Origin of the sequence: Polaribacter sp. Hel_I_88, assembly GCF_000687935.1 — a bacterium.
In the GTDB taxonomy this organism is placed as follows: domain Bacteria; phylum Bacteroidota; class Bacteroidia; order Flavobacteriales; family Flavobacteriaceae; genus Polaribacter.
Genome location: NZ_JHZZ01000001.1, coordinates 3,402,067 through 3,424,070, shown reverse-complemented (window position 1 = coordinate 3,424,070; position 22,004 = coordinate 3,402,067). Strand labels below are relative to the sequence as shown.

Sequence of the window (22,004 nt, the reverse complement as noted above, 5' to 3'; positions counted from 1 at the left end):
TCTTAAAGCTAATTCTCGAAATAATGAATCTAAATATATTTAACATCCTAAAAAAATTAAAGAATCTAAAAGATGATAAAAAAAATAAAAGTGTTGACTCATTAGAAAATCAAAAAGAAATAATTCATAAAGAATTAGAAAATATTGATAAAAAGAGAGCCAAAGAGGAAAATTATGTTCAGTTGAGGAAACCAACTAAAGAAGAGAAGAATGTTGCAGATTTACAAGAATGGAGGGCTAAAAACGAAAAGGAAAAAGAGCTTTCAAAAAGTAAAGCAGCATTAGATTACTCGTTAAAAAAGAAAAGAATAGAAGAATTAAAATTAAGAAAAATACAACAAAAAGAAAAAAACTTAAAAAGAAGAAAACTTGAAAGAGAAAGATTAATTAAAGAAGAAGAAAGAAATAGTTTAAAGAATATAAAAACCACTACAGAGAAAAAGTGCGAAAAGCAAGGTGCAAAATTATCATATTTTGAACAGCAAGAGCAAAAATTAAAATTAAGAGAATTAGAAGCAGAAAAGTTTTCAAGTAATTTAGAAAGATTAAAAAAACCAATTAAGATAAATGAAAAAAAAGAAATAGTTCAATTAAATAAAGAGAACAAAAATATCTCCAAGCCTTTAAAAAAAGCAGTTCAAAAAGATGTTTCAAAAAAAGTAAAAAAACCAAAAAAAAGGATTATTACAAAAAAGACTTCTATGAGTAAAGAAAGAGCATTGAATATGTTACGTAGGTCAATAAATATGCCTACTGCAACATTTAGAGAAGGTCAATGGGAAGCCATTGAAAAACTTACTATAAATAAAGAAAAATTGTTAGTTATTCAACGAACAGGTTGGGGTAAAAGTTTAGTTTATTTTATAAGTAGCAAAATATTAAGAGAACAAGGTAGAGGACCAACTATAATTATTTCACCATTATTAGCCTTAATGCGTAACCAAATTGAAGCAGCAGAACGTTTAGGTCTTAAAGCCGTTTCTATAAATTCAACAAATTTTGATGATTGGAAAGCTATTCAAAATGAAGTTTTAAAAAATAATATAGATACTCTATTAATTTCACCAGAACGTTTAGCTAATGATCGATTTATGGATGAAATTCTGTTTCCAATTGCAGATAAAATTGGTTTGTTTGTTGTAGATGAAGCACATTGTATTTCAGATTGGGGTCATGATTTTAGACCAGACTATAGACGTATTGTAGGTATTTTAAAAGCGATGCCTAGTGGTATGCCAATTTTAGCAACAACAGCAACAGCTAATGATAGAGTAGTAAATGATATTGAAGAACAGTTAGGAGGAATTAAAACAATTAGAGGCGGATTAACAAGAGCAAGTTTAAAACTACAGAATATTAAGTTGCAAGACCAGGCATCACGTTTAGCTTGGTTAAAAGAGAATATTCCTAATATGGCAGGTAGTGGTATTGTATATGTTTTAACAAAACGTGATGCTAGAACTGTTACACAATGGCTAAATGATTGCAATATTGATGCTGCTGCTTATTATTCAGATATTAAACATGATAATTTTGATAGCTCAACTGAATATAGGGAGTTTTTAGAGGATTCTTTGTATAATAATGATATTAAAGTTTTAGTTGCTTCTACTGCTTTAGGAATGGGATATGATAAACCCGATTTAAATTTTGTGATTCACTTTCAGGCTCCAGGATCTATTATCGGTTATTACCAGCAAGTTGGTCGTGCAGGTCGTGCAATAAAAAGTGCTTACGGTATTTTATTATCAGGACAAGAAGATGCGGATGTACATCGCTATTTTAGAGAAGGAGCATTTCCTCCAGAAGAAACAGTAGAGAAAATTTTAGAAGTTATTGAGGATCACGAAGGTTTGTCTATACCTAAATTACAAGAACTTTTAAATGTAAAATATAGCCAGATTACCAAAACAATAAAATACTTGAGTGTTGAGGTTCCTTCACCAATTGTTAAAATTGGTACCCAATGGCAAAGAACTGCCATTAACTATTCCATGGATACTGATAAGGTTGCAAGATTAACAAATCAACGGTTATTAGAGTGGCAAATTGTGCAAAACTATATACTATCAAAAGATTGTTTAATGCTATTTTTGCAAAATGTATTAGATGATGAGAATGTCAAACCTTGTGGTCATTGTGCAAATTGTTTAAATGAAAATATTTTACCAAATACAGCCTCTCAAAGTAACGTGTTAAAAGCTTCTATATATTTAAAACATTCTGAGTTTGATATTGAACCTAGAAAACAAATAGCAAGAAATGCATTGCCAAAATATCAATGGAGAGGCAATTTACCTAAAAATTTACAAGCGGAAAAAGGAAAAGTGTTATCTAGGTGGGGTGATGCAGGTTGGGGTAAAATGGTTGCAGATGATAAGCATCAAGGTCATTTTAGAGATGAATTGGTAGATGCAATGTGTGATATGATTATTAAAAGATGGCGTCCTGATCCTTTACCAGAATGGTTAACTTGTATACCATCTTTAAGAGCTCCTTTATTAGTTCCAAATTTTGCTAAAAGATTAGCGGCAAAATTAGGAATTCCTTTTATTCCTTTAATAATAAAAGCAAAGGATACAAGTCCACAAAAAGAGCAAGAGAATAGTTATCATCAATGTAAAAATTTAGATGGTGTTTTTCAAATAGATGGTAATGTTCCAAATAAACCTGTATTTTTGTTTGATGATGCTGTAGATTCTAGATGGACTTTTACCATAGCAGCAACATTATTAAGAAAGGCTGGCTCAGGAATTGTAATTCCTATTGCCTTAACATCAACATCAGTAAGCGAATAGAATGATTTCAGAAAGAACAAAAGCCATATTACTACTTACATCTTATTTTTCAAAAGATTTAGATAAAAAGAATAAGCCATTAGCTTTATTGGAATGGAATAGGTTTGTGCGTTGGTTGCAGGAAAATAAATTAAAACCAGAAAACCTATTAACAATTGATTTAAACAATCTTTTGAAGAACTGGGAAGATAAATCTATTGACAAAAATAGGATTATAGCATTGCTAGATCGTAAAATGGCATTAGCTATTAAATTAGAAAAATGGTCTAAGGCAGGTATTTGGGTAATTAATAGAGGGGATAAAGAATATCCTGAAAGTTTAAAGAACAATTTAAAAGATCGTGTCCCACCAATTCTTTTTGGGGTTGGTAATAAAGAGCTTTTAAATAAAAATTATATAGGAATTGTTGGTTCTAGAAATTTATCAATTCAAGATATAGATAATACTAAATATATTGTTAAGCAAATTGTAAATCAAAATTGTGGTGTGATTTCTGGAGGTGCAAGAGGTGTAGATGAGCACTCTATGGTTGGTGCTTTGTCTTTAAAAGGTTATGCTTTAGGAATACTTGCGGATAGCTTATTAAAAAAATCTTCATCCAAAATATATAGAGAAAGTATTGTTGATAATAGACTTGTATTAATTTCTCCTTATAATCCAGAGGCTGGCTTCAATGTTGGTAATGCAATGGGTAGAAACAAATTAATTTATTGTACCTCTAATGCTACAATAGTTATTAAGGCAGAAACAAAAGGAGGAACTTGGGAAGGAGCAAAAGAAAATATTAAAAATAAATGGGTACAATTGTGGGTTGTTAATTCACAAGATAAAAAACAAAATAAAGGGAATGAGGCCGTGGTTAAGTTGGGTTCACAGTGGCTTCCTGATGATTTAAAGATAAACGTAGAGGACTTAGTTGTAAAGTCATTTAAAACCCCAATTGAGGTGAAACAGGGTAATTTATTTAATGAATCAAATGATAATCAAGATCAGCTTGATAAAGGAATTGATTTTAAGAAAACCTTATCAAATAAAGATCAACAAAAAACAGATTCAAAACAAGAGCTAAAGCAAATTGATATCAATTTTTATGAATCAACACTTTTCGAAATTTTTATTCATAAACTATGTATTTCTTTTAAAGAAAATGAAATAAATAAGGAGAAAATAGTTACTCATTTTGGACTAACATCAAAGCAAATAGACGAATGGTTAAAACTAGGAGTTGAAAAAGATTTTTTAATTAAAAAAATAAGACCTGTTAGGTATTTAATTAATACAGATCTGGAATTGAATAAAAAAACATAAAAAATACGTCCACAAACCATACAAATATTTATATCTGATGGTTCACCAACCAATATTTTTAAAGAAAAAATAATTAATAGATTGGTAAAAGCTATTTTGTTTCCTAGAAATAAAATGCAAGAAGTAGTTAAGCGTGACATGGTACATTTTACAGGTATTTCTTTAACAAATTTACTTATTTGACATAATTATAGTTATTGGTATTAGTTTTTACATTTGTTCTTAGCCACATATATGGCTTTCTTGTCTTTAAAAAAACTTAAAGTATTGATTTTCTAAAATATACCTATTTGTAGGTAGGGCTTTTTAATAATTTTATTAGTATTTTTATAAACACTTATAAATCAACTAACTATATTTATTAAAAAAACTATTATGAAATCATTTCAACTAACTTTAATTATCATTCTTTTTTTTAATGTACAACTCGCTGCACAAGAAAGTCAAGATCCATCATTATCTGTAGGCTTAGAATCATTAACCTTTGGCAAAGGAACTATTGATGTTGATGCTTTAAGAAAAGTTTTAGTTCGCAAACAAAATGAATTAAAAAGAGAAGGTTTAAAACGATTTGTATTTAAAAAACTTCCTAATTACCATTACACTACAAAGCTTTTTTTACAAAATAGCATTACTACTTTAATTGATGAAAAAAATCAAAATATTATTGAAAAAGAACTTTTAGAACTATCTACCAACTATTCATTAATTATTGGGTTTGCTAATATTTATGAGCAAATATATTATAAGGAAAAAAAAGATGCTACTATTACAAAATATTATGATTCCATAAAACCAGAAATATCCAAAAAATTAAAAAAACAATTTTTAATTGATATTATTGGCACTTCCTTAAGTAATAACAAACTTTTAAAAAGTAGAGGTTTTTTTGATTTTGACTCTAAAATAGACTTTAAGGCTTCTAAGTTCTACGAAGATAATTTTGAATCTATTAAAAATGCTAAGGTTAAAAAAAGTGATAGTATTGTATTAATTGATTTAAAACAATCTATAGATAACGTAGTAACCTCATATTTAAATAGTTATAAATATGTAAAAAATATTTTAAAAAATAAAGATTACACAAAATTAAAAAACATAAAAGACTTGTATTTAAACGAGTCTAAAACAGTTTTAAACAATCAAGATAATTTATTTGAACAATTAGCAAAACATAATAAAGATTCAAAATTTATAAATGCTGTAGAAGTTTCAGTAAAAATTAGTCAAGTGCTTAGTCAAATAAAATTATATAATGAAAAATTTAATGAGGTAAATAATGTTTTAAATGAAAGCATATCTCCCATTGAAAAATTTGAAAATTATACGGGTAATCATCAAGATTATTTAAGAACAAATTTAGAGAGCACAAAAAAAATAGTTGAAAATTATCACGATTATTTACCAGACCTAAAAATTAAGATAGACACAATATATTATTTAATTAAAGAAATTAACAAAAAAACTACTGATACCATTCAAAACAAAAATATTTTGTCATCATTAAAAGCACAAGTGGGCGTGTTTAAAAATTTATATGAAGAAGATTTTACCTTTAATGCTGATTTAAAAAAATATTATACTTCAATTACAAGTCAACTTCAAGAGATCAGAAAACAAGATTCTATAACCTATGATACTGTTGTATGGTATAATGAAAATGTTACAAATAAAATTAATGAATTTAAACTTAAAAGTTTTACTAGAAAATTAAATAAAATAGATATTTCAGCTCTTAATACCTTTAAGAATGTATTTAATGTATACCAAGAAGAATTAAAAGAACTAGCTATTAAAGATTTAAGTTTTTTAAAACAAATTATGGGTAATGTGTCTAAAGAAATTATTTCTGAAAACTTTAATAAAAATGATTCCTTATTTTTAAAAAACAATGTAGATTTTTTTGCTGATTTATATATAAAAACAAAAAAATTATCTGAAAAGGATGAATTAAAAATAGATGATGTTTTGTATTTTGAAGAAGATGTTTTACCCCAACTTATTAAAGCAAAACTATTTGTTACAGATAGTGCAAATGATGCAATTATAGATAAAATAATTAAAGCTACAGACGGGATAATTCCTTTGATGAAATATTATTTAACACCAAAAGAATTAAATCATTTAGAACTTAATCAAGATATTATATCATTTTTTGAATTTATCTCTAATATAGATCGGTTAGATAAAGCTAATACTTTTTCATTTATACTTCAGCTACTTGATCAATCGCATAATTTTATTGTAAGTACAATGGATAGCAAAGATGATAATTTACAAAAATTCCGAAGAATTTATGAAAAACTTTTAAATGGCATTGAAAAATACACCATTGTTAATAGTGAAGAGGAAATCATAGAAATAGATATTTTATCCTTTTTAAATACTTTTGTAGAACAATATAATAGAGAAAATGATTATGGTAGGCACTCAATTTATTTTACAATTGGCATAGGTCAAAATGTTTTGCTAAAAAAATATAAATATGAATCGGATGGTGTAACTAATTATATAAGTTCAATAGGTTTTGCATCAGAAAAACTTGGATATAAATTAAAAATTAAGAGCTTTAAAAATAGTGATTACACCAAAAATATGGCAACATCTATCATAAATAAAGATGATTTAAAAAACCAGCCCAATCCTTTTATCAATCAATGGTACGCAACAGTTTATGGTTCAGGGTTATTATATAAGTTAGCAAATCTTACAACAGATCAAAACTTCGATTTTTCGCATATTGGTTTTGCAACAGGTTTAAGGTTTTATAATTCTTTAGACTTAAACTTTTCTATAGGTTTTCCTTTTATTGAAAATCAAAAGTTTGGTAATAATGCCTTTTTAGGTATTTCAATGGATATTCCTATTGGGGAGTATATTTCTGCAATTGGAACTGGAAAACAATAAACAGAATATTTTAACTAACAGATTGCTTCGGCTGAAAAAAGCCTCGCAATGACTTGTGTTTATGGGGTTTTGTTAGGAAACGTTATTAAATTTATAATAACGTCCGTCATTGCGAGGAGGTGTAGCCTGTTGCGAGAATACGAAGCAAACGTGGCAAACCCACGCACAAGTATGCACACAACAGTGAGCACACTCAGTTAAGCACACCAAGTGCAGAAAGTAATAACTAACAGATTGCCACGGCTGAAAAAGCCTCGCAATGACGAGTATTAATTATTTTTGTTAATAACAAGTCCTTATTAGTAAAGACTTCGTAGTCATTGCGAGGTACGAAGCAAACTCACGCAAGAGTAAGCAAACAAGAGTGAAAAAACACAGTTAAGCACACTTTAAGCAGAAAGTAATAACTAACAGATTGCTTCGGCTGAAAAACGCCTCGCAATGACTTGTGTTTATGGGGTTTTGTTAGGAAACGTTATTAAATTTATAATAACGTCCGTCATTGCGAGGAGGTGTAGCCTGTTGCGAGAATACGAAGCAAACTTGGCAAACCCACGCACGAGTATGCACACAACAGTGAGCACACTCAGTTAAGCACACCAAGTGCAGAAAGTAATAACTAACAGATTGCTTCGGCACAAAAAGCCTCGCAATGACGCTTTAAAACTAAAAAAAAATGAAACCAGGTTTTGTATACATTTTAACCAATAAAAATAACACAACCTTATACATTGGTGTTACATCAGATCTAGAACAAAGATTAAAACAACATCGCAGTAAAACAAATAAGAAATCTTTTACAGCTATATACAATTTGAATAAATTAGTATATTTTGAAGCTTTTCAAATGATTGGGGATGCTATTGCTAAAGAAAAACAATTAAAAGCAGGTAATAGAGCAAAGAAAATAGCATTGATAGAAAGTATGAATCCTAATTGGGATAATTTATTATAAAAGCAGAGAGCTTTAACTAACAGATTGCTTCGGCTAAAAAAGCCTCGCAATGACTTGTGTTAATTATTTTTGTTAATAACAAGTCCTTATTAGTAAAGAATTCGTAGTCATTGCGAGGTACGAAGCAACCCCACGTATGAGTAGGCAGACAACAGTGAGCACACTCAGTTAAGCACACCAAGTGCAGAAAGTAATAACTAACAGATTGCTTCGGCTGAAAAAAGCCTCGCAATGACTTGTGTTTATGTAGTTTTGTTAAAAACATTATTGAATTAATAATAACGCCCGTCATTGCGAGGTACGAAGCAATCCCACGCAAGAGTTAGCAAACAACAGTAAGCACACCCAGTTAAGCACACCCAGTGCAGAAAGTAATAACTAACAGATTGCTTCGGCTAAAAAAAGCCTCGCAATGACTTGTTTTTATGTAGCTTTGTTAGCACTAAACGCAAACCTTTTTATCTAAGTTCCAAGTCCAATTGCCTGCCTTCTTCAAAAGCTTTTTTATCCATAGCAGTGCCTACAGACAACCCAATGACCATACCAATAGGCAATCCAATGCCTAAAAAACCCATATTGCCAAGGCTTACGCCAAAAATAAGCCCCAAAGGAATGCCAAATGCAGCCATGCCCAAAGCCAACCAAGTACTTCTATAATAATGTTTTGGGACTAGTTTTAACTCTTTTTCAACCTTATTTAAAATACAGCCTTGTGCTTTTTTAAGTTCTTTTTTCAATTCATTATCTGAATTTTTCATAGAATTGATGGCTTCCACTTTCGTATTGATAAAAATTACAATTTCTTGGGTGATGTCTTCTTTTTGCAAAGCGGTTAGCATCTTGTTGAATTGTTCATAGGCAATTACCAATTGTTTATCATGTTCCGTATTTCTTTGTTTCAGTTCCTTAAGCTCCATACATTGTGTGTTTCATATTCTAAAAGTGCCCTAAATATAAGAATATTTTTGATTATTGGAAGTGGGGTGTGGGGGTTAGAAGTTGGGGGTTGGGAGTTGGGAGTGGGGAGTTGGGAGTTGGGAGTTGGGAGTTGGGAGCTGGAAGTGGGGAGTTTGGGGTTAGGAGTTGGTAGTGGGGAGTGGGGAGTTGGGAGTTTGGTGTGGGGAGGTTGGGGGTTTGAAGTGGGGCGTTGTTTGAAAAGAACAGTATGATAAAAAAAAAAGAGGTTGTCTAAAACATCGTAAACTTGTCATGCTGAACTTATTTTAGCAGTTTCCTATAATGATTATTGAACACTATAAGCACCTGAAATACATTCAAGTTGACAATACATCTACTTTTTAGACAACCTTTTTTTATGTAGGCTAATGGCTGCTAACCTAATAGGCCATTTTAACAATTTCAGCAACCTTGTCTGGAGACAACGATTGATGCTCTCCTAAACCTTCCCAACCACGCTCTGTAAAGCGTTTTGCTATGATTTCTGCTGTACCTTCATACTCTTTTGTATAGTCCGATAATTTTGTGTCGATGCCTATTTCATGAAAAAAAGCAACCGTTTGTTGGATAGCCGCTTTTGCTTTTTCTTCAAGAGTGCCTTCTGTAATGTTCCACACACGTTCCCCATATTGTGCTAACTTTTCTTTTTTAGCCTCAAAATTAAATTCATAATGACTTGGAGCAATGATGGCTAACGTACGTGCATGATCAATACCAAATAAGGCTGTTAGTTCGTGCCCCATAGCATGCACTGCCCAATCTGTAGGCACACCTTTTTGAATTAAGCCATTTAAAGCCATGGTACAACTCCACATAAAATTAGCAGCGGCTTTATAATCTGTAGGATCTTTTAACACTTTAGGTGCAACCTCTATAATGGTTTGCAAGATGCTTTCTGCAAAACGATCTTGTAACAAAGCATCAATAGGATAGGTCATGTATTGTTCTAACACATGGGTAAAAGCATCCATCAATCCGTTTGCCAATTGACGTTGAGGAATAGAGCTAATCACTTGAGGATCTAAAATAGAAAACACAGGAAACAAGCCTGGGCCACCCATGGCTAGTTTTTCTTTGGTGTCTTCTCTGGTAATTACAGCCCCTGAGTTCATTTCAGACCCTGTAGCTGGTAAGGTTAAGACCGTTCCAAAAGGCATCCCTTTTTCTGTACGGATGTTTTTGGCTAAAATATCCCAAGGAGTATCGCCTTCAAATAGGGCAGCAGCCGATAAAAATTTAGTTCCGTCGATCACAGAACCCCCACCCACAGCTAATAAATAGGTAATGTTTTCTTTTTTAATAACTTGCAATGCCTCTAGTAAAATAGCATATTCAGGATTGGCAGGAATACCTCCAAACTCAATAAAATTGACATTTGCTAATGCCGCTGTTACTTGCTCGTAAATGCCATTTTTCTTGATACTTCCTCCACCATATAGCACTAAAACTTTAGCATTTTCAGGAATCTCGTTGGCTATATTTTTAATGGTATCCTTCCCAAATATAATCTTGGTAGGGTTCTTAAATTCAAAATTGTTCATCTTGTTTCTTTTTTTATCATTGATTTTACAATGGTTGTGTTATTCAATTACGGTTACTAACTCCTTTATAGGTTTACGAACCTTTACCAAGTTTACCAACCAATCTTTGTCCTCTTGTCTGTACCCAATAGGCAATAAAACAGCACTTCGTAAGCCTTTGTCACGCAATCCTAATATTTTATCAACTTCAGTAGCATCAAAACCCTCTAAAGGTGTGGCATCTACCTCTTCGTACGCAGCAGCAGTAATGGCATTTGCAAAAGCAATGTAGGCTTGTTTTGCAGCGTGGTTAAAGTTTTCTTCAGCATCTTTTTGCGGATACGAGTTCAATAACATTTGACGATAATTTTCCCAACCTTCGTTTTTAAAACCACGAATCTCGTTGGTTAAATCGAATATGTGGTTGATACGCTCTGCTGTATAGGTATCCCAAGCAGCAAAAACTAGTAGGTGAGAGCAGTCAGTAATCACAGATTGATTCCACGCAACAGGTTTGATGGCTTCTTTGATAGCTTGATTTTTAATCACAATGATTTCAAAAGGTTGCAAACCACTAGACGTGGGTGCTAAACGTGCAGCTTCTAAAATACGATCAATTTTATATTCAGGGACTGTTTCACCATTCATGGCTTTGGCAGCATAGCGCCAATTTAATTTATCTAATAATTCCATATGATTCTTTTTATAAAGTATTGTTATTTTTTAATTTTGTATTTGTACTTCAGCATGCAAAGATAGAAGTAAAATGAATGTTCATTCTTTTTTATGATTACTATTTATTAATGGCTCTATCGATAAAATTGATATGGTACTCTTGTTTGATAAGATTCAATCCATCCCATAAAGGTATCTTCAAAAAAAGCGTTTATATTCGTGCATTATGTATAACAGTATGCCATAAACAATTTAAAACCTAACGCATTGAAAAATCAACTCTTAGCAGACATACAACAAGAATTTGTTCATGGTCACACAAAAAAAAGACATCCATTTCGTTATTTTACGTTGGCAACAATAAGCAATGGCGTCCCAAAACAGCGCACTGTTGTTTTAAGAAAAACAGGACCAGCTATGAGTTTGGTGTTTTTTACGGATCAAAGAACAGCAAAAATACAAGACTTTCACAAAAACGCTGCCTTTAGTGCTTTGTTTTATCACCCTAAAAAATTGCTTCAGGTACGAGTAGAAGGCACAGCTGCATTGATTACAGATCCTAAGCAAATTGCAACCTATTGGCATACTGTACAAAGTGCTGCTCGTAAAGATTACACAACAGAAAAAGCACCTGGCACTCTGATTACAAACCCTGATAACGTTGAGTACAATGCTAACGAGCATTATTTTTGTCCTGTACAATTACTACCAACGTCCATTGAATATTTGCGATTAAAAAGACCAAATCATATTAGAGCATTGTTTTCTAAAGTTAATGGAGATTGGAATGGTGAATTTTTAGTTCCCTAACCCTATGTTTTAAAAAGGAAAGATTCGCTGTTTTTCTTGTATCCTTTTATTAATTTTGCACTTTATGATCGTAGATAAAATTTGACATTTGTTACAAAAAAGACCACAATTACCACATGAAGATGCCACAACAGACTATTTTATATACTGTTTAGAAGCCGTTGATGACATTGAAACCCACCTAATTACTGAAGCCCAGCAAGACTTAGAGCAGTTGACCATGCAATTTGGCATCACTAGTATTTATCAAACTTGCGACACCATTGAAGGTTTAGAAGCTAGTTTAACAGCATTAGTGTCTGAAGATCATAATTTTAAAGATTATGAAATCATCTATTTTATTATTCCAGGAGAAGCCAATAACATTTGTATCAATGATTATTTTTATAGTTTCCAAGAAATTGCCGAACTTTTTGAAGGTAGCCTACAAGGAAAGATTTTACATTTCTCAAATGCCAAAGTGTTAGATTTAGACGAGGAGGAAGCACAGTATTTTTTGGATATTACGGGTGCAAAAGCAGTGTCAGGGTATGGCAATCCTTACAATGGCATCTCAAGCTCACAATTGGATAAAGCGTTTTTTAACCTTTTTAAAGAAGACGAAAATATGTTTACTGTTGTTGAGGCGTTGCACCAAAAATATTATACGGCTTGTAAAGTGCTGGATTTTAGATTGTATTATTAGGAGTTGGGGGTTGGGAGTTTGGAGATGGGAGTTGGGAGTTGGGAGTTGGGAGTTGGGAGTTTGTAGTTGGGAGTTTGGAGTTGGGGGTTGGAAGTAGGGGGTTTGGAGTTGGATTAAAGCATCAAAAGTCAAGTGCAGAAAGTAACAACTAACAGATTGCTTCGGCTGAAAAGGCCTCGCAATGACTTGTATTAATTATTTTGTTAGATACAGGTCTTTTTTAGTTAAGACCACGCCCTCAACTTACTAGTTTTACTTATGCTTTTTTTTATCCTTTTTCCAAAGAAAATAAAGTATCAGAATCACAATTGGCATGATTACAAACATAATCAACTCAAAAGGATCGGATAAATCTAAAGGTTTTGTATCACTGGGTTTTGGTGTGCCCATTGGTACTTGTAGTAGTAATAAGTAAAAGCGCGTTAACATGGTTTTTTTTATTGAATTTCATCAAACTTACACATAAAAGGTCTATTCTCTTGACTTGAAACATACAATTGTTGATGCTTTTGAAAAAAAAGAGTGTATAAAATTATTTAATAAATTTAAGAATGCATTTTTTACGCAAAGCAAAAGGAAAGTATTAAAATGTTTTTGGTTGTGTAGAAAACAAAAGCTTTGCTAAGCAACTGTTTCCCCTTCTTTTTCAACAACAAAAACGCCCCAATCTGCAATCGCTTTTATGAGCGGAATAAGTGTTTTGCCAAATTCGGTTAATGAATATTCTACTTTTAAGGGCGGTTTAGAAGTATATACTTTTCTTTTAATGATGCCATCTTCTTCTAATGTCTTCAGCTGTAAACTTAAAGTACGTTCGGTAACTGTGGGCATTTCTTTTCGCAACTCATTATAACGTAAGGTATCACCAATCATTAAGTGATATAGTATAACAGTTTTCCATTTTCCACCAATAACACCCATGGTTAAACTAGCACAACATGGATACTCTTTTCCTTTAAATTTATACATAACTTTTGTTTTATAATTTTCAAAATAATGTATAAAGATATACTACTATACTAAATTATACAACTATACTTTTTATAGTATTTTTAATATTTAGTTAAAATACTGATCATTAGATATGTAAATTCTTTATTAAAGTCTTTTTTCCTACTATCATTTTTGATAGTTATTGCAAAGACTAATTACTATACTTACTTTTGTCACTATAAAAATGATAGTATAAAAATAAATAGACAAATATGAATTTAAAAGAGACATTAAACTGGAGGTATACCACCAAAGAATATAACCCAAGCAAAAAAATATCGGATTCAGATATGGCTGAAGTTAAAAACTTATTAAGAATGAGTCCTTCAAGTGTTAATTTACAACCTTGGCATTTTATAGTTGCAGAAACTACAGAAGGTAAAGAAAGAATAGCAAAAGGAACACAAGGTTTTTTTAGTTTTAACGAACCTAAAATAACAAATGCTGCTGCTGTTGTGTTGTTTTGTGTTAAAACGGATGCTGATGATGATTACTATCATCACATTGCAAATAAAGAAGACAAAGATGGTAGGTTCTCGAATGAAGATATTAAAAACAGATTTATTGGAGCTGTAAAAGCATTTGCAGGCATTCATAAATACGATTTAAAAGACCTACAACATTGGATGGAAAAGCAAGTATACCTTAACATTGGTAGCTTTTTATTAGGTGTTGCAAGTTTAGGTTTAGATGCAACACCAATGGAAGGAATTGATGTAAAAGCTTTAGATGATGAATTTGGTTTAAGAGAAAAAGGTTACACATCTTTAGTGGCAGTTTCATTAGGATATAGAGCTGAATCTGACTTTAATGCAACAGAAAAAACACCAAAGTCTAGATTAGCAGAAAGTGAACTATTTACAGAAATATAATATTGATAGCTAAAAAACATAAGTGATGATAAAAAATATAGTATATGCAGTTGTTTTTTCTGTGACAGTTTTTGCAAACGCGCAAACACCAACTACAGACACTAAAATGTCTATAGACGAAGTAGTAACTGTTGATGACATAGAATGGGGTTGGTTAAATCCACTTCGTAGAGACAAAAGTCCATCTGCTGGAAAACTATGGGGAGATAGAACTAAAAATGAACCCGCAGGTTTTTTAGTGAAATTTAAAAAAGGATTTTTATCTCCACCTCATATTCACAACATTACTTATAGGGGAGTTGTAATTCAAGGGTTATTGCATAATGATGATGAACATGCTGAAAAACAATGGTTACCAGCAGGCTCTTTTTGGCAACAACCAGCAGGTGAAGTACATATTACTGCTGCAGATGATACTGAAAATATGGCTTTTTTAGATATACAAGAAGGGCCATATTTAGTAAAACCAACATCAGAAGCTTTTGATAATGAAGAAAGACCAATTAACGTAGATAAAACCAATTTGGTTTGGTTAAATGCAAACGATATTCAATGGGTTGACAAAAAGAGTAATGTACAAACTGCATTTTTATGGGGAAATCACCAAGAAAATCAATTACGAGCAACACTTTTAAAAATTCCAGCTGGTTTTAAAGGGAGCATTAAAAACTTAAGTAAAAACTTTAGAGCGGTTGTTATTTCAGGAAAAATTACGCATCAGTTTTTTAAAAAAGGAGATAAAAATGTTTTAGAATCAGGTTCTTATTTTAGTGCTAAAGAAAATACTATTACGAAAATAACTACAGATACAGAGACTGTAATTTACATAAGAAGTAATGGTGGTTTTAAAGTAGATTGAAAAAAGTAAATAATAGTTATTTTTTTAAAAATCAAGTTAAAAGCATTAAGTCACAATAAATATTGTGGCTTTTTTTGTATTTAAACAAAAGTAAAGAAGGCATCAAATCAAAACACAGTAAAAAGTAAAAAAAAATAAACCCTTTTAAACTTCTCTGATACTTTATAACATCCACTGACTGTTATATACTTCACTTGAACCACACAACCAGTTTTAGGGTTTTGTTTAGATCTTATTCAAGTTTCATTTAGGTATGATAAAAATAGATGGTTTTTCAAACAAAACTCAAAGAAGACTCAAAGCAAACCTATTACAGATTATGGTGTTTATTTTGTATTTCATAGAAAAAACAAAAAAAATAAGAAAACGTACACAGCCATAAAAACGATTATTTAATAATTAAAAGTGAACTAAAATGTTCTGTATTCTTTATTCCAAATTTTTATGAGAACTATAACATCTTCGTTAGAATCATTCATTTTTTTTTCATGTAAATTGCAAACTTATTTTTAAAAATTAAGATAAATTTCACTTTTAAGGTTAATAACTTTCATATAATCAAACCCTTAAGAGTAAACCAACTAAAATACAATGAGATTAACACCACTTTTAGTGATTTTAGCATTTCTTTCCTTTCATCATTCTGCATTCAGTCAAACATTAATAGATAATTACAGCCTACCCAATAAACTCGGTGTTTTTATTGATGGCTGTGGAGGAGATAGAGCCTGTGATTTAGATTATATAAGATCGGAAATTACAGCAGTAGACTTCTACAGAGATAATCAAAAGGCGGATGTATTTTTACTAATTAACGCAAACAGATCTGGTGGAGGAGGAAGACAATATCAATTGATTTTTATAGGGCAACAAAATATTCATGCAGGAAGAACAGATACGCTTTACGTAGATAATAAGCAGACAGACACAGATTTTGAAGTACGAAAAAAACTAACTCGGTTTATCAAATTAGGTTTAGCTCCATATGTTGCGAAAACTAAAGCTGGAGAAGGCATCGAAATCAATATGAAAACAAATTCTGCCATTTTGGAAGATTCTACAGAAGTAACTATTGATAAATGGAATTACTGGGTTTTTAATTTGGGAAGTGATGCAAACATTGAAATAGAAGAACTAAGTAGTGACATCAATATTGGTGGAAATATCAATATTAATCGGATTACGGATGAATGGAAAATATCCGTTTCTGGGAGAATAGATGAACGAATAAGAAGAACGATTCAAAAAGTACCAAGAGTTGATGCCAATGGAGATCCAGTTTTAAATGAAGATGGGAATCAGATTATTGATGAAATTGTGAATAATTTTGATGTATCAGAATTTGGATTTAACCATCAGCTAGTCAAGTCTCTATCACCACAATGGTCTTATGGTTATGATATTGCAGGACGTCAAAACACCCGACTTAATTATAAGTTTCAAACCAGTTTCAGACCAGCAATAGAATACAATTTTTTTCCAGAATCTGTGCAAAACACCCGATTTCTAAGGGTAAACTATGGAGTTGAGTTCAGGAATAATAATTATGTTGAAGAAACGATTAGCGGTGTTTTTAAAGAAACCAGGGTACTTCATAGCTTAAGAGCTAGTTTAGGGCTCAATAAACGTTGGGGAAACCTTGAAGTAGGCTATCGTTTAAGAAATTATTTAGATGATTTTAGCTCTTGGTCTACAGGGTTAAATATCAGAGCAGAAGTACGTGTAACTGGAAATTTATCTTTCTATGTAAGGGCAGAGGGCAATTATGTAAAAGACCAGATTTACCTGGCATCTGGAGATTTCACTGAACAGGATATATTAAGTGGGCGTGTAACTTTACCTTCAGCCTATATCATTGATACCAGATTTGGTTTTAATTACAGGTTTGGTTCTAACCTAAATAACTTTGTGAATCGAAGATTTTTTGGAAGGGCAAATTTTGTTGGGAGTGATTAATAACTTTAAATGATTTTATAACCAATATTCTAGAGGTTTTAACAGGAAAGAAACCGACTAAAATTATAGTGAATCAAAAACATTTCAAGGAATTATAGAATGAAACAAGCTAGTTCGCAAATAGCTAAATTATAGGTTTTGTTAAACTTCAGCATTGTTTTGTATTTAACATAATACTAAATCACATTTAAAAAAAAATCATAAAAACTATCAAACAAAATAAGTAAATGCTATCTGAAAAAAATGGCAATACGATTTTATTTGAATTTATAAATACTGAAAAATATAGTTATAAGATATTTTCAGTAGCTATAAAATTCAATTTAGAAGTTTAGTAAGCGTAACTTTATTTAAAATACGTTTTATCGATATAAACCTAAAACTGTGTTATTGGATAGTATGCATCATTAAACGAAAAAACAGCTCTTTAAGAATTGGTTATTATATGTATCATAATTTATAGTATGTATTTAAAAAACAGCTTAAAACCCCCGTCGATAAACAAAACAACTTTTCCAGGATACAAAGTGTTTACAATTTGCACGGGTTTGTAATAAGTCTATTTTTGAGCGTTAAAACCCTCAAAAATTGTATGAAAAGTTTAAAATTAGAAGTATCAAAAAGGACTACTAAAAACGAGTTTCCTTACTACGTTTATTTGAACAGGAATAAAACTTTAAATTTTATTTCAAAAAGAAAAGCATCAGATTTTATTAGATTATTTCAATCAAATACGAACGATTGTCTAAGAGCTTTAAATAAAATAATGTCTGATATTTATTCAAAATATTTAGACTTTTATTTCTATCTTGATTCTATTACTTGTATTCGTATTAAGAATTTAATTGAAAATTATAATGATAGAATTTCTTATTTTTTCAAAGAGTATGAAATCGGTAACCAGTCATTTAAATTGACAGCTTTTTATAAATTATTTGATGTTGTAGAGGACTTAATATTTTTAATTAATTCTTTTGCTAAAAAATCAAAAAATTATCAATTAGTTAATAGTTTAAACTCTCATTTAAAAACATCATCATTATTACTAAATCATTTTGACAATACACTTTATCAAAAGGATTTATCTAAAGACTATAAACAAAAAACTTTTACAATAGTTCACAAATCTTTTTCAATGGCTTAAAAACCATTTTTATGCAAGTTTTAAATGATGCTATTGACAATAAAATAGTTCGAACTATTAATCAAAATTTTATCATTCGTTATTTTTATAACGCTGAACCAAATAAAACATATTTAATTGGAGCAGGTCGTTATGATACTCTAGTTGGCGAAATTCTTCAAATAAAGCACTTTAATAAGGTTTTGTCTACTTCTTTGAGCGTAACTACCTTTAAACTTCGTCGTGGTCTTACAATTAATTTTTGTTGTAAATAACTATGGCTCTTAAATCAAACGAAAGCAAGTTAATCTTTAAAAGATTTTTAGAAAATCTTATAAAAGAACTCTCAAAGGATACTAATTTTAAAACTACTACAGACGTTAAATATTTTATTTGTGACGAAGTACTCGGAATTTCAATAAGTACCTTAAATCGTTTCCTACGATATGAAAGCAAACAACAAACAAAGTTGTTTACAGTAAACAATCAAATTACTTTAAACTTTTAATAAATCCGCTTTGGTATCCGTCCAGAGCGGACTTTTTTAAGTCCGCATTCTTGACTTGGCTAAACCTATCGGTAAAATCGAAAATGCTCCAAACTTCCGTTAATGTTATTTCGGTACGAAATAACTCACTTGTACAGTATAGAGACAATTCATTTACAAAAGGAAATACAAATGGTACAAAAAATACTTTAAAGCAAAATACTAAATCACATTATTTAACTAATTTAAATAATCTGATATCAATTGACAATTTCGAAAATATAAACGAACACACTTCAAAAATTCAACTCCAATATGATAATCATAAAAGGGAAATACTTCTCCATTCCTGCTCACAATTAGCAATATCAATAAATAATTTTTCTAAAGACTATAACAACGTAACTAACCTTAAGGTACTTGGCACAATGTCAGAACCACAAATAAAGAAAGTTAGACGTTGTTTAGAAACTATGACAAGCCTTGTTTTAATGAATTATGATAAACGTTTGATACCTCAAAATCAAAAATATTTAACATTCGTAACCTTAACACTTCCAACAATTCAAAAGCATAGCGATAAACTTTTAAGAAAATGCTTAACTCGTTTTATAGAAAACTTGCAAAAAACATATAATGTTGTTCATTACGTCTGGAAGGCTGAAACCCAAAAAAACGGGAATATCCATTTTCATTTACTTACTGATATGTGGATTGATAAAGACGACGTTCGCCGATTATGGAATAAGCAAATTGAAAATTTAGGATATATAACCGAGTATTCAAAAAATAGACAAAAAAAAGGTTTTATTTATCACCCAACTTTCAATAAAAAAGGCATATTATACAAGCATCCTTTAACTAAAATTCAACAATTAGCTAACTATAATAAAGAAAAACAAAACGGCTTTAGAAACCCGAATACAACTGATATTCATAGTTTGAAAAATGTACAGAATACTACAAACTATTTAATGAAATATCTCACAAAAAGTGAACCCGATAAACGTCCCGTAATCGGTGCAATATGGGGAGCCTCAAATCTTACAAAAAAACTCGAATATCCTACATTTTATGAAAGTGAAATTGCTTTTGATGCTCTTATTAATTTGATAAAATCAAACCGTTTAAAAACAGTTTTATCAACTGATTTTTTCAGCGTTCACGTTGGTAAAATTTACGATATCATAAAAAAAGATTATAGGAAACTATTATGGAACAGTGTAAAATTACACTTCAAAAAATTAGCAACATACACAAAAGAAACCTACAAAAATTTTTCCTCCTTTGCTGAAAATTTAAAAACACAAATAAATGAATCAAATGAATATTATATTAAACAAAAAGAATTTGAAAAAAAACAACTCCTTGATGAACAGCTTAAGGAACATGAAAAAAGAATACAATTAAATATTTTTGGTTTTCTTGATGAAGTTCCAAAAGTTATAAATAATAATTTGAAAAAAATTACTTGCTATTTATCCCATAAAAAGTATTTAATTGATAACAAATTGATACCTGTATTAAATACTAATTTACAAAATCATATTGATTGAACCAAACTGCACTATGATTATAAGTTTGTATAAAAAATTAATACATACAAATATTATGATTAAAAAAGTTTTAACTGGTAACACTCAAACGGTAGTTTTAGAAGGTTTAGAAAGACCTGAAAGTCTAATTTTTAACGGTGTTCATATTAATACGACTATTAAAGTCGAAATTCAAAGAGTGGGTGAAGACAATACCAAGGTTATTACATTAATACCTTTGGCACGTTTACACGAAGCACAACAAAAAATAATTAGATTAAGAACCGGAAATCCTGTTTTGCCTGTTCGTTATAATTATGATAATTCAACACTATCGGGTATTATAATTCAATTATCTATCGGTGGTGAAATTCCTCTGTCAGATGTAAACGACAAAATTATTATTTCTCTAGCTAATATGAGCAATCCAGGTGGCTCAATGTTTGTAGTTGGTTCTGGCGTTACTTCAAATGTTCTTTATAGAATTTTAGACCAAAATTATGAGGGTAAAAATGACGAATTGCGTTTACCTGTTGATAAATTTGACTTTTTGATTTTTGATAAATCAGAACAGAATTTTCCGCAACAAATTGAGAAATTTTACGAAAATGACGTCGATAGAGAAGACTTTGAACAAATTCTTTTAAAAGAACAAATTAAATTCGGCTGTGTCGCATTTGCAACGGGTTTAGATATTAATGGAACTGAAATCGACACTCCAGTTTTTGGCTCATATTCATCGATTGTAATTGACGTTACTAACTTACAAACTTTATTGCTAAAAGATGACAGAGGAAACGATTACAAATTTCACGGTGTAAAATTCGAATAATATGAACGTTTTCAGTTTAAATAATATAGGTTTAAAAAATCCGCCTACTTCTGGACGTTCTCCAGATTTAGGTGGAATTGCAAACCTTGCAATAAATCCCATTGGTTCTTTAACGTCGTTATTAAATCCTAACGGATTTGACGAGTTAACTTCAAAACTTGGCTTGGGTTCTTTACTTGGTCATACTTCCTCATCTGCAAGTAATTCAATTACTCAGCAAAGAATTAACGACTTAAAAACAAAAGCTAAACAACAAACTAAAAACGACGAAGATTATGCTAATACTGTTCTTCATGGTTTGGGTTGGCTTTTGGCTATGCACCAAAAAAATTATTCTGGTTCATCTCCAAGAATGAAAATAGTAAATCAGTCGGATATAGATTTGTTAATGTCCGAAATTAACAATTTTATTAATTCTATTGAATCGGTTTATCAACTTGAAAAAAGTTCACAATCTTTTAATTTTGATACATCATTGCCAATTATCGGTTTGAACACGAACCAGAATAAAGGTAATTTAATTCAAGTAAAATTATCAGAAAAAAGAAAAAATTCATTAAGTGTTAAAACATCTGCTAATAATACAGATACAAATGTAAAAACATCATCAAAACCAATGAACCCAATAATTAAATGGGGACTGATTTTATTTGCTCCCTTTGGTTTGTTAATATATGGTGCAATCAAATTAATTAAAAAATAATTATGGAATATTTAAACAAATTTCATCA

19 protein-coding genes are annotated in these 22,004 nt (G+C 30.5%); 15 read left to right on the top strand and 4 right to left on the bottom strand.

What is annotated here, in order from left to right; translation table 11 throughout:
- Positions 1 to 23 precede the first annotated feature (23 nt).
- The 4 genes from P161_RS0115255 to P161_RS0115235 all read left to right on the top strand — a co-directional run bounded on the left by P161_RS0115255 (position 24) and on the right by P161_RS0115235 (position 7,969).
- Positions 24 to 2,798, top strand: coding sequence for a RecQ family ATP-dependent DNA helicase (locus P161_RS0115255; RefSeq protein WP_231494753.1), 2,775 nt, complete (start codon positions 24 to 26; stop codon positions 2,796 to 2,798).
- Position 2,799: 1 nt separating this feature from the next.
- Complete coding sequence (locus P161_RS0115250; RefSeq protein WP_026777772.1) at positions 2,800 to 4,107, top strand: DNA-processing protein DprA; 1,308 nt, start codon at positions 2,800 to 2,802, stop codon at positions 4,105 to 4,107.
- Positions 4,108 to 4,482: 375 nt separating this feature from the next.
- Positions 4,483 to 7,014 carry a hypothetical protein gene (locus P161_RS0115240; RefSeq protein ID WP_026777771.1) on the top strand — a complete coding sequence of 844 codons (2,532 nt, stop codon included), beginning with the start codon at positions 4,483 to 4,485 and terminating at the stop codon, positions 7,012 to 7,014.
- A gap of 676 nt (positions 7,015 to 7,690) precedes the next feature.
- A complete protein-coding gene (locus P161_RS0115235; RefSeq protein WP_026777770.1) occupies positions 7,691 to 7,969 on the top strand; it encodes a GIY-YIG nuclease family protein in 279 nt (92 codons plus the stop codon).
- A gap of 458 nt (positions 7,970 to 8,427) precedes the next feature.
- Here P161_RS0115235 and P161_RS0115230 read toward each other — a convergent pair whose 3' ends face one another.
- Entirely contained in the window at positions 8,428 to 8,886 is a 459-nt protein-coding gene (locus tag P161_RS0115230) for a hypothetical protein (RefSeq protein ID WP_026777769.1), read from the bottom strand.
- A 48-nt stretch (positions 8,887 to 8,934) separates the two neighbouring features.
- Here P161_RS0115230 and P161_RS18755 point away from each other — a divergent pair, with 48 nt between their 5' ends.
- Complete coding sequence (locus P161_RS18755; RefSeq protein ID WP_155810480.1) at positions 8,935 to 9,138, top strand: hypothetical protein; 204 nt, start codon at positions 8,935 to 8,937, stop codon at positions 9,136 to 9,138.
- 168 nt (positions 9,139 to 9,306) lie between these two features.
- On the opposite strand, the gene P161_RS0115220 is transcribed toward P161_RS18755, so the two are convergent.
- On the bottom strand, positions 9,307 to 10,467 hold the full coding sequence (locus P161_RS0115220; protein WP_026777768.1) for an iron-containing alcohol dehydrogenase: 1,161 nt from the start codon (positions 10,465 to 10,467) through the stop codon (positions 9,307 to 9,309).
- A gap of 39 nt (positions 10,468 to 10,506) precedes the next feature.
- Positions 10,507 to 11,139: a nitroreductase family protein gene (locus P161_RS0115215; protein WP_026777767.1), complete on the bottom strand. Its 633-nt coding sequence runs from the start codon at positions 11,137 to 11,139 to the stop codon at positions 10,507 to 10,509.
- A 249-nt stretch (positions 11,140 to 11,388) separates the two neighbouring features.
- Between P161_RS0115215 and P161_RS0115210 the strand changes: the two genes are divergently transcribed.
- Positions 11,389 to 11,931 (top strand): pyridoxamine 5'-phosphate oxidase family protein, encoded by a 543-nt coding sequence (locus P161_RS0115210; protein ID WP_026777766.1) that lies wholly within the window; start codon positions 11,389 to 11,391, stop codon positions 11,929 to 11,931.
- A gap of 88 nt (positions 11,932 to 12,019) precedes the next feature.
- Positions 12,020 to 12,616 (top strand): DUF6642 family protein, encoded by a 597-nt coding sequence (locus P161_RS0115205; RefSeq protein WP_026777765.1) that lies wholly within the window; start codon positions 12,020 to 12,022, stop codon positions 12,614 to 12,616.
- Positions 12,617 to 13,237: 621 nt separating this feature from the next.
- On the opposite strand, the gene P161_RS0115190 is transcribed toward P161_RS0115205, so the two are convergent.
- Entirely contained in the window at positions 13,238 to 13,585 is a 348-nt protein-coding gene (locus P161_RS0115190) for a helix-turn-helix domain-containing protein (protein WP_026777763.1), read from the bottom strand.
- Between the two features lie 236 nt (positions 13,586 to 13,821).
- Between P161_RS0115190 and P161_RS0115185 the strand changes: the two genes are divergently transcribed.
- From P161_RS0115185 to P161_RS0115140, 8 genes are all read left to right on the top strand, one after another.
- Positions 13,822 to 14,481, top strand: coding sequence for an oxygen-insensitive NAD(P)H-dependent nitroreductase NfsB (locus P161_RS0115185; protein ID WP_026777762.1), 660 nt, complete (start codon positions 13,822 to 13,824; stop codon positions 14,479 to 14,481).
- A gap of 25 nt (positions 14,482 to 14,506) precedes the next feature.
- Positions 14,507 to 15,340: a DUF4437 domain-containing protein gene (locus P161_RS0115180; protein WP_026777761.1), complete on the top strand. Its 834-nt coding sequence runs from the start codon at positions 14,507 to 14,509 to the stop codon at positions 15,338 to 15,340.
- Between the two features lie 591 nt (positions 15,341 to 15,931).
- A complete protein-coding gene (locus P161_RS0115170; RefSeq protein ID WP_036841572.1) occupies positions 15,932 to 17,296 on the top strand; it encodes a hypothetical protein in 1,365 nt (454 codons plus the stop codon).
- A gap of 592 nt (positions 17,297 to 17,888) precedes the next feature.
- Entirely contained in the window at positions 17,889 to 18,440 is a 552-nt protein-coding gene (locus P161_RS0115165; RefSeq protein ID WP_026777759.1) for a hypothetical protein, read from the top strand.
- A gap of 11 nt (positions 18,441 to 18,451) precedes the next feature.
- Positions 18,452 to 18,694 carry a hypothetical protein gene (locus P161_RS0115160; RefSeq protein WP_026777758.1) on the top strand — a complete coding sequence of 81 codons (243 nt, stop codon included), beginning with the start codon at positions 18,452 to 18,454 and terminating at the stop codon, positions 18,692 to 18,694.
- A gap of 316 nt (positions 18,695 to 19,010) precedes the next feature.
- Positions 19,011 to 20,462, top strand: a complete 1,452-nt coding sequence (locus tag P161_RS0115150) for a hypothetical protein (RefSeq protein WP_155810479.1) — start codon at positions 19,011 to 19,013, stop codon at positions 20,460 to 20,462.
- A gap of 13 nt (positions 20,463 to 20,475) precedes the next feature.
- Entirely contained in the window at positions 20,476 to 21,273 is a 798-nt protein-coding gene (locus P161_RS0115145; protein WP_155810478.1) for a hypothetical protein, read from the top strand.
- 1 nt (position 21,274) lies between these two features.
- Positions 21,275 to 21,976, top strand: coding sequence for a hypothetical protein (locus P161_RS0115140; RefSeq protein WP_026777754.1), 702 nt, complete (start codon positions 21,275 to 21,277; stop codon positions 21,974 to 21,976).
- Positions 21,977 to 22,004: the final 28 nt, after the last annotated feature.